The following is a 14,668-nucleotide window of genomic DNA, read 5'->3' as shown; positions in this document are numbered from 1 at the left end:
CCAGATATTTCAGGCAATTAATCCGGTCCGGGAGGTGCATCTGTCTTTTTTTTGGGTAGAAACTGGCGAAACAGTTCCTGACTTTTTAATGGTCTTCCTCCCAAATAGGGTTTAAGTACCATTCGGGTAAATCTTTTCGCTGCACTGAGCGTGTCCGCATCCGGGAAATCCCGCTCCGCCAGTGCACGCAACTGGCGACCAGAAAAAGTCTTATGATTTATCACTATACTGGCGATAAAACCTTTTTCTTCGCGATAGCTGTAGGTCATTGCATCACAGATAGCGTCTCCGCTTCCGGCACAATGCAAAAAATCAACGCCGTAACCGAGATGACCCAGCATCGCAAGTTCGAAACGTCGTAAAACAGGTTCAGGTGAAGAGGTTGCCGCAGCCAGCGTCTGAATGCAGTAAAGGTAGTCAAAGAATAACGCGGTGAAAGCCGTTTCCTGTTCCAGCACTCTGGACAACAGCTCATTCACATAGAGCCCACAATAGAGAGTTGTACCGGAAAGCGGCAGAGCAAGGGATATAGGCTCGGCAGCGCGCAGGGTTTTGACTTCCCCACGTCCGCCCCACCGAACCAACAGCGGTGTGAAAGGCTGGAGCGCACCCTTCAAAGCAGAACGCTTACCGCGCGCCCCTTTAGCAAGAATCCGCACACGACCATAATTTTCCGAAAAAATGTCCAACAGCAAGCTGGTTTCACTGTATGGACGTCCATGCAGGACAAACGCTCGCTGCCATCCATCCATCAGCTTAGAGATCGTCTACATAGCCCAGACTGCGTAGAGCACGCTCATCATCCGCCCAGCCGGATTTGACTTTGACCCAGAGTTCGAGGTGTACTTTGGCTTCAAACATCTCTTCCATGTCTTTACGCGCTTCAATACCAATGGTTTTGATTTTAGCACCTTTATTACCAATAACCATTTTTTTCTGGCCCTCGCGCTCTACCAGAATGAGGCCATGAATGTCATAGCCACCACGCTCATTAGTGACAAACTGCTCAATTTCAACCGTCACGGAATAAGGCAGCTCGGCACCAAGAAACCGCATGAGTTTTTCACGGATGATTTCTGAAGCCATAAAACGCTGAGAGCGATCGGTGATGTAGTCTTCGGGAAAATGATGTTCCGCTTCAGGCAGGTACCTGCGCGCAATGGTGGCGATACTATCAACGTTTTTACCGCTTTCAGCTGAAATCGGCACAATATCAATAAAAGACATTTTCTGGCTGAGAAACTGAATGTGCGGTAACAAAATGGATTTATCAGTGATGTTGTCAACCTTATTAATGGCCAACAACACGGGTGACTTACTGTCCTTAAGCTTGTGCAGTACCATTTCATCGTCGGGCGTCCAGCGTGTGCCTTCCACCACAAAAATCACCAGCTCAACGTCACCAATTGAACTACTGGCAGCGCGATTCATCAGGCGGTTTATTGCACGTTTCTCTTCCATATGTAAGCCGGGCGTATCCACGTAAATTGCCTGATATTCACCCTCAGAGTGAATACCCATGATACGGTGGCGTGTCGTCTGCGCCTTACGCGAGGTAATTGATACTTTCCGCCCCAAAAGCTGGTTCAGGAGCGTAGATTTTCCGACATTTGGTCGTCCGACGATGGCAATAAAGCCGCAGTGAGTCATCTTTTCGCTCATTCAAGCCCCAACTTCATCAACGCCTGTTCAGCTGCTGCCTGCTCGGCCTTACGTCGACTTGAACCCGTTCCTACCACTGGTTCCACCATGCCGCTGACATGACAATGTATTGTGAATTCCTGATCGTGTGCTTCACCGCGCACCTGCACGACCAGATAGGATGGCAGTGGCAGATGGCGTCCCTGCAAATATTCTTGCAAACGCGTTTTTGGATCTTTTTGCTTGTCACCCGGGCTAATCTGCTCCAGACGACTGGCGTACCAGTTAAGAATAAGTCTTTCAACCGTTTCAATATCACTGTCGAGGAACACACCGCCAATGAGGGCTTCAACGGTGTCAGCGAGAATCGATTCCCGACGGAAGCCACCGCTTTTCAGTTCTCCTGGGCCAAGACGCAGACATTCTCCCAGATCAAATTCCCGGGCCATTTCCGCCAAGGTATTTCCCCGTACCAGCGTCGCACGCATACGACTCATATCGCCTTCGTCTACACGAGGAAAACGGTGATAGAGCGCATTTGCAATGACATAGCTGAGAATAGAATCGCCGAGAAATTCCAGTCTTTCATTGTGCTTGCTGCTGGCACTGCGATGCGTCAATGCCTGCTGCAACAGTTCTTGCTGAGTAAAATTGTAGCCCAACTTTCGCTGGAGCCTGTTAATTACAATGGGGTTCATGTGTTACCAGTGTCTGAATGCGTAAATTGTTCTGCATACGGAACAGTGCTGGAGTGACCAACACAAAACTGTTTAATGTGCAGTGGCCCCACAAGGGCCACTATTATTTACCGCAGCCTCGTAAGGCTATCAGTGGATACTGCCAATACGGTTCAGGCGAATACCCGTTGGCCATTGTCCTTCCTGCTTCTCAAAACTCATCCAGATGGCTGTTGCACGGCCAACCAGATTTTTTTCAGGAACAAAACCCCAGTAGCGGCTGTCTGCACTGTTGTCGCGATTATCACCCATCATAAAATACATGCCAGCAGGAACCACCCAGCTTGATACAGGTTGCCCCGGCTGCTGATAGTAAGCGCTGGCCTGGTTTTGTACATGCGTTACCAGCAAAATTCGATGAGTCATGTTATCCAGGGTCTCATCACGGATGGCAAGACGCAGCCCGCCCTGTATGGATTCTCCCTGTGGCACATTGTAGAAGCCGTTTCCAACTTCATTGCCATCAAATCCGCTGAATGTCTGGATAAAGTCACTGGGTTGTACGTCAGAGTAAGTGACAGGCAAAGCATTGTTGCAGTTCGCTGCCGCCCCACAGCCTGGATTAATGGTCACCGTTTTACTCTGCGGATTGTACGTTACGCGGTCTCCGGGCAGACCAACAACGCGTTTAATATAATCGACGCTGGGATCTTTTGGATATTTAAACACAGCAATATCACCACGTTTAGGATGACCGGTCTGAACCAACGTGGTTTGGGTGATGGGATCTTTTATGCCATAGGCGAATTTTTCAACAAGAATAAAGTCCCCGATCAGTAATGTCGGCATCATTGAGCCGGATGGAATCTGGAAAGGCTCGTAAATAAACGATCGAACAACAAAAACCACCAGCAGCACCGGGAAAACAGAAGCGGTAGTTTCAACCCATCCAGGCTGCTTTACGTTGACATTATCTTCGTCACTATCAGCACTTCCGGCAACATTGCCAGCCTTAGCGCGGCGGGCTGGTGCCCACTTGATTTTATCCAGACACCATATAATGCCCGTTATTAATGTTGCTATCGCCAGAATCAGGGCGAACATATTAGCCATTCCAGTTCCCTCGCAGCCCTCAGGCTCTATTTACTGTCTTTACCAACATGAAGAATAGCAAGGAACGCCTCCTGCGGCAGCTCAACGTTACCCACTTGTTTCATGCGCTTCTTACCGTCTTTCTGTTTCTGCAACAGCTTTTTCTTACGGCTGACATCGCCGCCATAACATTTAGCCAAAACGTTTTTACGCAGCTGTTTGACGGTAGAGCGAGCAATAATGTGATTACCAATCGCCGCCTGTATCGCAATATCAAATTGCTGACGCGGAATTAAGTCCTTCATCTTCTCCACGAGATCTCTGCCACGATACTGTGAATTATCACGGTGGGTAATTAATGCCAGAGCGTCCACGCGCTCACCGTTGATCAACACATCCACGCGCACCATATCAGAAGTCTGGAAACGCTTAAAATTGTAATCAAGAGAGGCATATCCGCGTGAAGTGGATTTCAACCTGTCAAAAAAGTCGAGAACCACTTCTGCCATAGGTATTTCATAAGTCAGGGCAACCTGATTGCCGTGATAAACCATATTGGTTTGCACACCCCGTTTTTCGATACAGAGCGTAATCACATTCCCCAAATACTCCTGAGGTAATAACATATGACACTCCGCGACAGGCTCGCGTAATTCTTCAATGTTATTCAGGGGGGGCAATTTTGCAGGACTGTCGACGTAAAGTGTTTCACGCGAAGTGGTCAGTACTTCGTAAACCACGGTTGGCGCAGTGGTGATGAGATCGAGATCGTATTCGCGCTCAAGCCTTTCCTGAATAATCTCCATGTGCAGCAGGCCAAGAAAGCCACAGCGGAAACCAAACCCTAATGCAGTAGAGCTCTCAGGCTCATAAAACAGCGACGCATCGTTAAGGCTGAGTTTGCCTAACGCATCACGAAAAGCTTCATAATCATCAGAACTGATGGGGAATAACCCGGCATAAACCTGAGGTTTTACTTTTTTAAAGCCCGGCAAGGCTTTTTCCGCAGGATGACGAGCCAGAGTCAGCGTATCCCCTACTGGTGCGCCCAAAATATCTTTAATGGCGCACACTAACCAGCCCACTTCACCGCAGTTAAGCATATCACGGTCAACGCGCTTGGGCGTAAAGATACCCAGACGGTCAGCGTTATAGGTTTGCCCAGTGCTCATCACTTTGACCTTGTCACCTTTACGCAGGCTACCATTCTTGATGCGCACCAGAGATACCACACCAAGATAGTTATCAAACCATGAATCGATAATCAGCGCCTGCAGTGGTCCTTCGGGATCGCCTGCCGGTGCAGGAATTTCGCGAACCAGTCTTTCAAGCACATCGGGTACGCCTGTGCCAGTCTTCGCCGAACAGCGCACGGCGTCAGTAGCATCAATACCGACAATGTCTTCGATCTCCTGAGATACACGGTCGGGATCGGCTGCCGGAAGATCAATTTTGTTAAGCACCGGCACAACTTCCAGATCCATTTCCATCGCGGTATAGCAGTTTGCCAGTGTTTGTGCTTCAACCCCCTGCCCCGCGTCGACCACCAGCAAGGCACCTTCACACGCTGCCAGCGAACGGGAAACCTCGTAGGAGAAATCCACATGCCCTGGAGTATCAATAAAATTGAGCTGGTAAGTTTCACCGTCTGGCGCATGATAATCGAGCGTTACACTCTGTGCCTTGATAGTAATCCCGCGTTCACGTTCTAAATCCATTGAATCCAGAACCTGCGCAGCCATTTCACGTTCGGTCAGTCCACCACAAATCTGGATCAAACGATCAGAAAGAGTCGATTTGCCATGGTCGATATGAGCAATGATGGAAAAGTTTCTTATGTGCTTCATTTATATGAATTTTTCGCTTAGAAGTACGGTTTGATTCTGGCGAGGGACACAGCAATTAACTTCAGCTTTCCATCCACCTGCCGTCAATGAGCACGCATCTTACACTGTTAGCCCGCGTCACGAAAGAATTCACATACATCAGAACGTGTCAGCTACTGTGTTTCGTCAAGAAAAAATCGCTTTAATTTTAGGGATACAGCCCCCTAAGCGCTGTCAGCACTAAGTTCCCGATACATCGCGGCTACGCCGCGCTAACAGGGTTAAAAGGGCTTATATCAGCATAATCATCGCTATAAGCCCGCATGGCTGTTCAGGGCGGGAGGGGGATACCACTCTCTGACAGTCCTCCACCGGCCTGCGCCGGGCTTCGGCGGGTTAACTACAGAGTCATATAAAACAACGTTATGCCGCCTTACATGCGCTACGCGCATCTGAAGACAGGTATTCAGCATCGAACGGCTTTTGTGTTTTCAGAACGCCATAGCACCAGTGGACGAGTTTCCGCATCAGTGCGCCAATGGCACACATTTTTGCCTTGCCACGCAGGCATAACCGCTCATACATCGCTTTCATCACCGGGTTAAATCTCAGGCCACACAACGAAGCCAGATACAGTTTCGCGCGGATTTCCGGCGGGCCGATTTTGGATAATTTCGGTTTCCCTCTGACCGATGTGCCGGAGTATTTTTCAACACGGACCACGCCCAGAAATGCAGCAACCTGCTCTGCTGTATCGAAATGATGACCCCGCAGGATAACCAGCATATTCAGACCTAACTGATAACCCACGGATTTTATTGATGTCAGCAGGTCAAAATCCTTTTTTAATTCAGGATGCTGGTCGAGGTGGGTCAGGATCAGAGCGTCCAGATGCTCAGGCTCTGCGCTCAGGTTACGAAGCACATTTTCGATGGATTCAGTGACAGCAAGAGGTGTGTCCGTTGCCCGACATTTTTCCAGCCTGTTTTTTTCGCGGGTGCTGTCGGTGACAGGTGCATCACGTCGGCGGAGAAGTGCGCTGAGATGGCGGACATTCTCAGGCGGGGGGACCCACGGTTCCGGCACCTTAAGTGCACCGTAGCAGGCGAGCATATAAGCATCAACCTGGTCGTTTTTTGTCAGAATGTCCATGCCACGCGCAAATTCTCTGCTGCGATGTGGGTTGGCGAGCGAAACTTTAGCTCCGGCCTTGTAGAGGCCGTATGCAAGCGATTCATGATAAACCCCGGTGGCCTCCATGATGATATGGACATTGGCAGGTTCACAGTGCTGTTTACTGAGCCAGCCGATCACGGCATCGGCTGCATTGAAATCGTTTTTAAGCTTGCGGGTTTTTACCTTGCCTTTGACACCTTCCCGCAGCAGACATAAATCCAGGGTTTTCTTGCTGACATCGATACCGAGCTGAAACATAGATGTTTTCTCCTTTCACTGAACCATCACGCCTATTACCCTTGTACATGCAGAGTCATCGCTCCTGGCAACCGTTGAATGTTAATGCTGGCGTGAAAGGTGAAGCGGAGGGCTTTTGCTGCCAACGAAGGTCATAGCCTTAGGGGAGGGGGAGCAACAGGTTGAAGGATGGCTGAAAGGCTCTGTCGCGTTAACGGAGTGAAGATGATGAAATCTGCGCTGCCTGTTTTTCAGGCAGCCAGCAGATAAAATGGTTCTGCAGACGACAATCCTTCACCAACTGGATGATGAAGCTGTCCTTTACGGATCATGTTTACCAGTTCAATACCCGCAAGTATGGTCTGTGCCCGCCGGAATGATTTGAATCCCGGCATCGCACGCGTCCGTCGTTTGATGTTCCGGTGAGCCTGCTCTACAAGGTTGTTCAGATATTTGTTCTGCCTGATAGTGATACTTTCCTCTGCGGGTTTGTCGGCATTGAGTGTGGTCCGCGCTGCCGTACTGGCACCAACTTTTATCGATGGTTACCATTTCCGGCTCACCGTGGTGGCGAACGGCCTTACGAAAGAAACACAGCGCTGCGGCGGCATCCCGTCTGGCAGTCAGCAGGAAATCAATGCTCTGCCCTGTAATATCGACGGTCTGCTACAGGTATTTCCACTGCCCTCTGACTCTGATGTAGGTTTCGTCCATTCACCAGCGGCGACCCGTCGGGCGTTCAGGCAGTCGGAACGCCTTATCCAGCACCGGCACCAGGCGGATGACCCGGCGGTGAAGCGTGGAGTGATCAACAATAATGCCCCGCTCAACCATCATCTCTTCGAGGTTGCACAGGCTGAGTGAATACGCCAGGTACCAGCGGACACACCGGGCGATAACATCAGTGGGGTAATGGAGGCGTCGGAAAGATTTTCGGATCAGGGACATAGTCGGCAACATTATAAAAAAAACAGCATGTTACCTGACCCCGGCTTAATGCGACAGAACCCGCACTGCTGTCACTGAAGGAATAATGAGTATATTGAAAGAGGCTTAACTGCCAGCTATGCAGCAGCTAAGGGGGAGTTCAGGATTTAACTTGTAAAACATCTGGAGGTAATGAAACATTCAGGATTACTGGCTGGAAGGATGATGATTTGCTCAACAGCGTTGAGATCCCTTTTGCCACGATAAATCCACCCACACCACCTAGCGCAGCCCCCATCGCCGCCGCAAGATCGCTGTGAAACAGCATTTGAAACAGACCCGCAATCGAAAACAATCCTGCCAACGGCGTCATGTATATTAATACAGCTGAACCAAGCAGGCTTTTCTCTGTAATACCCAGTTCAATACGCTGTCCCGGTTTAAGTGGGTCAGCACTTGCGATTTTCATCACATGAGCATTTTTGGGTCCCAGCTTGTTCAGCATCTGGCTACCACAACCTTTGCGCGCGGAACAGCTGTTGCAGGAAGTTTTCATTTCGCTATGGAGTGTTGCGATACCGTTCTGCCAGGAAACTACCGTCGCCCATTCTCTCATCATGGTGTCGATCTCAGGTTAACGCCATCTGCAATGAGTTTAGCCGTTGATGGCGGCAACTCGCCAATCACCGTAATTTCGGTGTTATTACGAATCGCAGTCTGAACCGTTCGTCGTCCGGTGCGCACAAGCTGCGGGCTGCTGTTTTTATCGGCTGCTGTAACATTGATTGAAAAGCTAAACAGCCCGTCCGAATAAAGACGTGATTCAACCGGTTTGTTGATTGATGGGATCTGCCTGCGACTTTGCATCACCTCTTTCATACCATCAGGAAGCCAGCCGGGCATCCAGTTGAAATCCTTTTTTTCACTGGCGGGCAAAGGCATGCCAAGAGGAAGATTTGCCTTCTCAAGTCCCTGCATTATTTTTTGTACACCATCATCAACTGCAAAACTAATTACCCTGTACTGTTCCAACGTCTCACCATCACGATCGAGCAAATCAATGCGCAGCGGCAGACGCGTATCCGAATCAAGCCAAACGATAAAGCTATAGCGTGTGCCATCACGGGGAACCACACGTATGATGTCACAAAGTTGATCGGCAATTCGGGTCCGCCCTACGGGCACAAAATCATAAAAAGCGGCAAGTTTTGGAAAGTTTGCGTATACCAGAGAAGGGAGCGCATCAACAATATGCTCTCCAGCCAGAGTAAAAGGTGACAGTCCAGGTTCAAAGTAGCTGATTTCATTCCCACGCTGGATAATCTCACGCCGTGGACCATCCATCGGCAAAAGTTGCGCGTAAACTTTATTATTCAGAACAGCATGTCGATAACGCAGCGATTCGATGCCTGACCTGGATACGTTTATATACGCCAGTTCATAGCTAAGAGACTGGCTGGCCTGCTCCATCTGCTGCAACAACGCCCCGGGGGTTGTTTCAGCCGGGGCAATGCTGGAGTAAATCAAACTGCCAGTCATCAGACTGACTGCACACCATAACTGCTTCATTACTGCTGCTGAATTCCTAAAGACTGGTTACCTGGAACCTGAACCACAGCCTGTTGCCCTGGATTTTGATCAAAATGAAGCCGATCCGAATGCAGGCGACGTTGCAATTCATAATCCTGAAGCATCGCATTAACCCTGCGACGCTGTTCCTGAACTTGCTGAGGTGCATTGCTGTTGTTCGCGTTCTCTGGCGGCACGCCAAGACTCACAGGTGAAGCCTGCCCCATCATTGGCAGCGTATTGAATACCGGTGAGTCTGACTGCTGCTGCACATTCTGCGGCTGATTGTAATGCTGCACGCCAACAATGACGGCCAGAGAAACGCAGGCAGCGACGCCTATCTGGATAATTTGCGCTGCCCAAGGACGGACTTTATGCCAGAATGGCATATTGACGTAACGCTCAGGTGTTGGCAGCCGCTCAGGAATGAGCGGCGAGGTCTTATTGAACGTCTCGTTATCAATAGCTGCGGCTACGCGCGCTGAGATGTCAAAATGGAGAACCTGCCCTATATCGCCACGCAAAGTATCACGAATAAGATGATAGTTTTCCCAACACTGCTGTAACGCGACATCTCCAGACAGCGTCGACAAAACTTCATTGTCCAGAGTTTCGCCGTCCATCAAAGCGGAAAGTCGTTCTTTCTGCATGCCTCAGTACCCTTCCTGTATCCGCTGAAATTAGCGCTGGATAAGTGGTTGAATTTTGCTATCAATAGCTTCGCGAGCACGGAATATGCGTGAACGCACCGTGCCTACCGGACAATCCATAATAGCGGCTATTTCTTCATAGCTCAGTCCGTCCAGCTCCCGCAGAGTGATTGCCATACGAAGATCCTCAGGCAATGTCTCAATGGTGCGAAAAACCATTTGTTTCAACTCTTCCGACAACATTAAGTTCTCAGGGTTCGAAATTTCTTTTAATCCACCCGCACTTTCGAAGTTTTCAGCATCAATAGCATCGACATCGCTTGAAGGTGGACGACGCCCCTGAGCAACAAGGTGATTTTTGGCCGTATTTACGGCAATGCGATAGAGCCACGTATAGAAAGCGCTGTCGCCACGGAACGATTCGAGTGCGCGATACGCCTTGATAAATGATTCCTGTACTATATCAGGCACGTCTCCTGATGGGACATAACGAGAAACCAAGCTCGCCACTTTATGCTGGTACCGCACGACCAGTAAATTGAATGACTTCTGATCTCCCTTCTGAACTCGCTCTACGAGAACCTGATCCGTTAACTGCTCGCTCATCCGAGGTAATGTCTCCCCAAATATATTTCCACGCAACTCCCAATACCCTGCAACAACTCATATCTGTCGAGCAAGCATGCGCTTAGAGTAATTATCATATGTGAAGTTCCGTTACACGGTTGTCTTTGTGTTGTTGGTACTGGATGAGATTAAAAAACGCATCATTTTTTAAGATGCAGGCCCGCTGACAACTGCTCTGAATGATATACGCTCTTCTGACATACCGCATTCTGGTAACGCCGCAGGTTACCGCATGAAGCCTGTTTTTTCATCTTTAAATCACGCCCACGTCCAATTGTTTTACATATTGAACTTATTAATCAATAAAAAATAGATTATTTTGCTTAAATTCAGTCTTTTTTCAACACAGATAATGCATTAAAAATAATGGAAATTTATTTTGATTAATAACATTGAGTGATATGCTCAACAAACAACCTGTTTAATAAACTAAACAACGTGTTCTCTGGTTCCTCTTCAGCCTGCGACGTTTTGATTATTGGCAACGGTGCAGCAGGCCTCTCACTGGCGCTACGGCTGGCTGACCACCTCCAGATCACCGTATTGAGTAAGGGTGCGGTGAATGATGGCTCGACCTTCTATGCCCAGGGAGGCATTGCCGCCATCTTTGATGAAAGCGACAACATTGAATCCCACGTCACAGACACGCTGATTGCAGGCGATGGCCTGTGCGATCGCCACACCGTTTCCTTTATCATCAGTAACGCAAGACACTGTGTACAATGGCTGATTGATAACGGAATGCATTTCGACCAACGCCCGTCAAAAAGCAACACCCGTTTTTTTCATCTCACTCGTGAAGGTGGCCATAGCCATCGACGTATTTTGCATTACGCTGATGAAACGGGTCGCGCAGTGGAAAACATGCTGGTTAATCAGGCATTGCGTCATCCCAATATCCGTCTGCTGGAATACTGTAATGCAATCGACCTGATTACTACCGATTCCGACAAAACAGTCCTGTCACAGCACCGCCATGCTGTGAGTGCGTATATCTGGAACAGGAAAAATAAAAAGGTTGAAACCTGCAGTGCACCTGTGGTTGTACTGGCAATCGGTGGGGCGGCAAAGGTTTATCAATATAATACCAATCCAGATGTCGCCTCAGGTGATGGCGTTGCCATGGCCTGGCGCGCGGGATGCCGGATGGCAAATCTCGAATTCAATCAATTCTATCCCACCAGCCTGTTCCACCCCGATGCACATAATTTTCTTGTTAACGGAAGCACTTCGCGGCGAAGGAGCACTGCTCAGGTGCCCAGATGGCTCCCGGTTTATGCCTGATTTTGATCCACGTGCTGAACTAGCACCACGCGACATTGTTGCGCGTGCGATTGATCATGAGATGAAACGGCTTGATGCCGAGTGCATATTTCTGGATATCAGTCATAAACCCGCCGACTTTATTCGTGGCCATTTCCCCACAATAATGGAGAAACTACAGGTTCCAGGTGCAGATATAACAAAAGGCCCCGTCCCGGTCGTGCCCGCGGCCCATTATACTTGTGGTGGCGTAATGGTTAACCAGCATTGCCGCACTGATGTTGATGGTGTTTATGCCATTGATGAGGTGAGCTACACCGGTTTACACGGTGCAAACCGTTTAGCGTCTAATTCATTACTGGAATGTCTGGTCTTATGCATGGTTGGCAGCGGAAGATATTCAACGTTATTTGCAAGGTGCCAAAATATCCCATCCACTGACTGAATTGCGCCTGCCTGAAGGAAATGAGGCAGGCGAACCAGCGATGATCCAAGCTCATCGGCACACACTGCGGCGTTTAATGTGGGATTACGCAGTAATAGTTCGCACCACCAAACACCTTGAGTAGGCGAGGACTCAGATAACTCTGGTGCGGCAGGAAATCGATGAATATTACCATCGCTTTTGTATATCAGATGATTTGCTGGAAGTTCGTAACCTGGTTCAGGTTGCCGAACTTATCATCAGGTGCGCAATGGCCAGAGAAAGAAAGCCGTGGTCTACATTATATTGTGGATTATCCGAAGACGTTGCCTCAGGCGACGCCAACCATACTGGTGCCGTGATCAACGGAACAGATAAAAATCACGTGTCAGACTGCAATGCGCTTCAGAATAACGCTGGTCTGGGCCGCGAATGGTCATATGATCGATAAACAGCTCCCCAGGCTGCGGAGAAAAGGCAAGCATGACACGATTTGGTGGACGCTGTTCATTGTCGGAAATATCCGTACGTAAATGCAAATGCCACCCTCTGTGTTGTGACAGTGCGACCAATGCATTGCCTGCTGGTTCTGGCAAAATAACGGCAAAGTAGCCGTCTTCCGCGATCAGCTCTTCAGCGCATTTCAGCAAGGCTTCGTGCGTCAGGTCACTGGTGTAACGGGCCGCTTCCCGTTCAGGTGTTAAGCACGCCACACCCGCCGCAAAATAAGGCGGATTGCTCACAATAAGCGAGTAACGGTGCGTACTATGCTTTGCCCACTGCAAAATGTCTCCCCGACAGACATTAATGCGTTCGGTCCAGGGAGAAGCGGCAGCATTTTCCTGAGCCTGAACGGCCGCAGAGGCATCCAGCTCAATGGCATCAATCAGAACATTTTGTGCGGTTCGCTGTGCGAGCATTAACGCAATCAGACCACTACCAGTGCCAATATCCAGTATTCGCCGCACCCCAGCAACAGGTGCCCAGGCACCCAGCAATACGCCATCGGTACCCACTTTCATTGCACAGCGATCGTGGGCCACAAAAAATTGTTTAAAGGTAAAACCATCAGAGCGAAGAGAAATTTTATGTTGAGACATTTAACTGACCTGAGAAAAAACGCCGCCAGCATAGGGCAATCGCTAAACAAGGAAAAGTCATTTCGGTAATACAAACAGATGAAGATCCCGTTAATTATGTCTATAATCAGCGCCCCAAGCTGAGGTAGAGCATGACTGTAACCACTTTTTCCGAACTAGAACTTGATGAAAACCTGCTGAATGCCCTGCAGGAGAAGGGGTTTTCACGCCCTACGGCCATTCAGGCTGCTGCAATTCCGCCTGCACTGGAGGGCCGTGACATTCTCGGTTCGGCACCAACAGGTACAGGCAAAACGGCCGCCTATTTACTTCCCGTACTGCAGCACCTGCTTGATTTTCCGAGAAAAAAATCTGGCCCACCGCGCATTTTGGTGCTGACGCCTACCCGCGAACTGGCGATGCAGGTCGCAGATCAAGCGAGGGAGCTTGCCAGACATACGCATCTCGATATTGCGACCATCACGGGCGGTGTCGCTTACATGAATCATGCCGAAGTCTTTAGCAAGAATCAGGATGTGGTGGTCGCCACCACCGGACGCCTGCTGCAATATATTAAAGAAGAAAATTTCGACTGTCGGGCAATCGAAACACTGATCCTCGACGAAGCAGACCGTATGCTGGATATGGGCTTTGCCCAGGATATTGAAACAATTGCCGCCGAAACGCGGTGGCGTAAGCAAACGCTGCTTTTTTCTGCCACCCTGGAAGGAGGGGCCATTAAAGATTTCTCCGAGCGTCTGCTAAACGATCCTGTTGAGGTTGAAGCAGATCCAGCGCGTCGCGAACGAAAAAAAATCCAACAGTGGTATTACCGTGCTGATGACATCACCCACAAGACCGCTTTGCTGGTTCATCTGCTAAAACAACCTGAAGTCAGCCGCTCGGTCATTTTTGTACGCAAACGCGAACGGGTTCACGAGCTGTGCGGCTGGCTGCGCGAGGCAGGAATTAATACCAGCTATCTGGAAGGAGAACTTGAACAATACAGACGCAATGAGGCAATCAAACGGGTTGACGATGGGCGCGTCAATGTTCTGGTTGCTACCGATGTAGCCGCTCGCGGTATTGATATTGACGATGTCAGTCACGTGTTTAATTTTGACCTTCCACGCACGGCGGACACCTATCTTCATCGTATTGGTCGTACGGGTCGGGCGGGTAAAAAGGGCATCGCTATCTCGTTGGTTGAAGCTCACGATCATATGCTGTTGGGGAAAATCAGCCGTTATGTTAATGAGCCGCTAAAGGCGCGAATCATTGAGGAACTGCGCCCAACCACCCGCGCCCCCAGTGAAAAACAGAATGGAAAGCCGTCCAGGAAAGTGCTGGCTAAACGCAAAGAGAAGAAAGAAAAGGACAGCGAGGCAGCGAAACCACGGGTGAAAAAACGGCACCGCGATACTAAAAATATCGGTAAACGCCGCAAGCCAAGCGGAACAACCAGCGCAGAATAGCCGCA

12 protein-coding genes and 2 pseudogenes are annotated in these 14,668 nt (G+C 49.5%); 2 read left to right on the top strand and 12 right to left on the bottom strand.

Annotation, left to right across the window (positions count from 1 at the left end; genetic code table 11):
- Nucleotides 1–17 precede the first annotated feature (17 nt).
- The 11 genes and pseudogenes from recO to rpoE form a co-directional block, all read right to left on the bottom strand.
- Nucleotides 18–752 (bottom strand): DNA repair protein RecO, encoded by a 735-nt coding sequence (gene recO, locus LU633_RS09465; RefSeq protein ID WP_016193078.1) that lies wholly within the window; start codon nt 750–752, stop codon nt 18–20.
- 4 nt (nt 753–756) lie between these two features.
- On the bottom strand, nt 757–1,662 hold the full coding sequence (gene era, locus LU633_RS09460; protein WP_016193079.1) for a GTPase Era: 906 nt from the start codon (nt 1,660–1,662) through the stop codon (nt 757–759).
- The gene (gene rnc, locus LU633_RS09455; RefSeq protein ID WP_016193080.1) at nt 1,659–2,339 is read right to left on the bottom strand and encodes a ribonuclease III; all 681 of its coding nucleotides are present in this window, start codon (nt 2,337–2,339) and stop codon (nt 1,659–1,661) included. Before rnc ends, era begins: the two co-directional genes overlap by 4 nt.
- Before the next feature lie 129 nt (nt 2,340–2,468).
- Entirely contained in the window at nt 2,469–3,431 is a 963-nt protein-coding gene (gene lepB, locus LU633_RS09450) for a signal peptidase I (protein ID WP_016193081.1), read from the bottom strand.
- A gap of 26 nt (nt 3,432–3,457) precedes the next feature.
- A complete protein-coding gene (lepA, locus tag LU633_RS09445) occupies nt 3,458–5,257 on the bottom strand; it encodes a translation elongation factor 4 (protein ID WP_016193082.1) in 1,800 nt (599 codons plus the stop codon).
- A 402-nt stretch (nt 5,258–5,659) separates the two neighbouring features.
- Nucleotides 5,660–6,670, bottom strand: coding sequence for an IS110 family RNA-guided transposase (locus LU633_RS09440; RefSeq protein ID WP_046372373.1), 1,011 nt, complete (start codon nt 6,668–6,670; stop codon nt 5,660–5,662).
- 230 nt (nt 6,671–6,900) lie between these two features.
- Nucleotides 6,901–7,597 (bottom strand): annotated as a pseudogene (locus tag LU633_RS09435) (IS6 family transposase).
- Nucleotides 7,598–7,736: 139 nt separating this feature from the next.
- Nucleotides 7,737–8,195, bottom strand: a complete 459-nt coding sequence (gene rseC, locus LU633_RS09430) for a SoxR-reducing system protein RseC (RefSeq protein WP_016193085.1) — start codon at nt 8,193–8,195, stop codon at nt 7,737–7,739.
- Entirely contained in the window at nt 8,192–9,145 is a 954-nt protein-coding gene (gene rseB / locus LU633_RS09425; RefSeq protein ID WP_016193086.1) for a sigma-E factor regulatory protein RseB, read from the bottom strand. Before rseB ends, rseC begins: the two co-directional genes overlap by 4 nt.
- Nucleotides 9,145–9,795, bottom strand: coding sequence for an anti-sigma-E factor RseA (rseA, locus tag LU633_RS09420; protein ID WP_016193087.1), 651 nt, complete (start codon nt 9,793–9,795; stop codon nt 9,145–9,147). Before rseA ends, rseB begins: the two co-directional genes overlap by 1 nt.
- 30 nt (nt 9,796–9,825) lie before the next feature.
- On the bottom strand, nt 9,826–10,401 hold the full coding sequence (gene rpoE / locus LU633_RS09415; protein WP_016193088.1) for an RNA polymerase sigma factor RpoE: 576 nt from the start codon (nt 10,399–10,401) through the stop codon (nt 9,826–9,828).
- Nucleotides 10,402–10,860: 459 nt separating this feature from the next.
- Here rpoE and nadB point away from each other — a divergent pair.
- Nucleotides 10,861–12,471, top strand: a pseudogene (nadB, locus tag LU633_RS09410) (L-aspartate oxidase).
- Here the strand turns inward: nadB and trmN are convergent.
- Nucleotides 12,472–13,209, bottom strand: coding sequence for a tRNA(1)(Val) (adenine(37)-N(6))-methyltransferase TrmN (gene trmN / locus LU633_RS09405; protein ID WP_016193092.1), 738 nt, complete (start codon nt 13,207–13,209; stop codon nt 12,472–12,474).
- A 131-nt stretch (nt 13,210–13,340) separates the two neighbouring features.
- Between trmN and srmB the strand changes: the two genes are divergently transcribed.
- A complete protein-coding gene (gene srmB / locus LU633_RS09400; protein WP_016193093.1) occupies nt 13,341–14,663 on the top strand; it encodes an ATP-dependent RNA helicase SrmB in 1,323 nt (440 codons plus the stop codon).
- Nucleotides 14,664–14,668 lie beyond the last annotated feature (5 nt).

It is taken from the genome of Erwinia tracheiphila (assembly GCF_021365465.1).
Classification (GTDB): Bacteria; Pseudomonadota; Gammaproteobacteria; order Enterobacterales; family Enterobacteriaceae; genus Erwinia; species Erwinia tracheiphila.
Note: the sequence above shows the minus strand (reverse complement) of the source record. Positions and strands in the feature narration are given on the sequence as shown.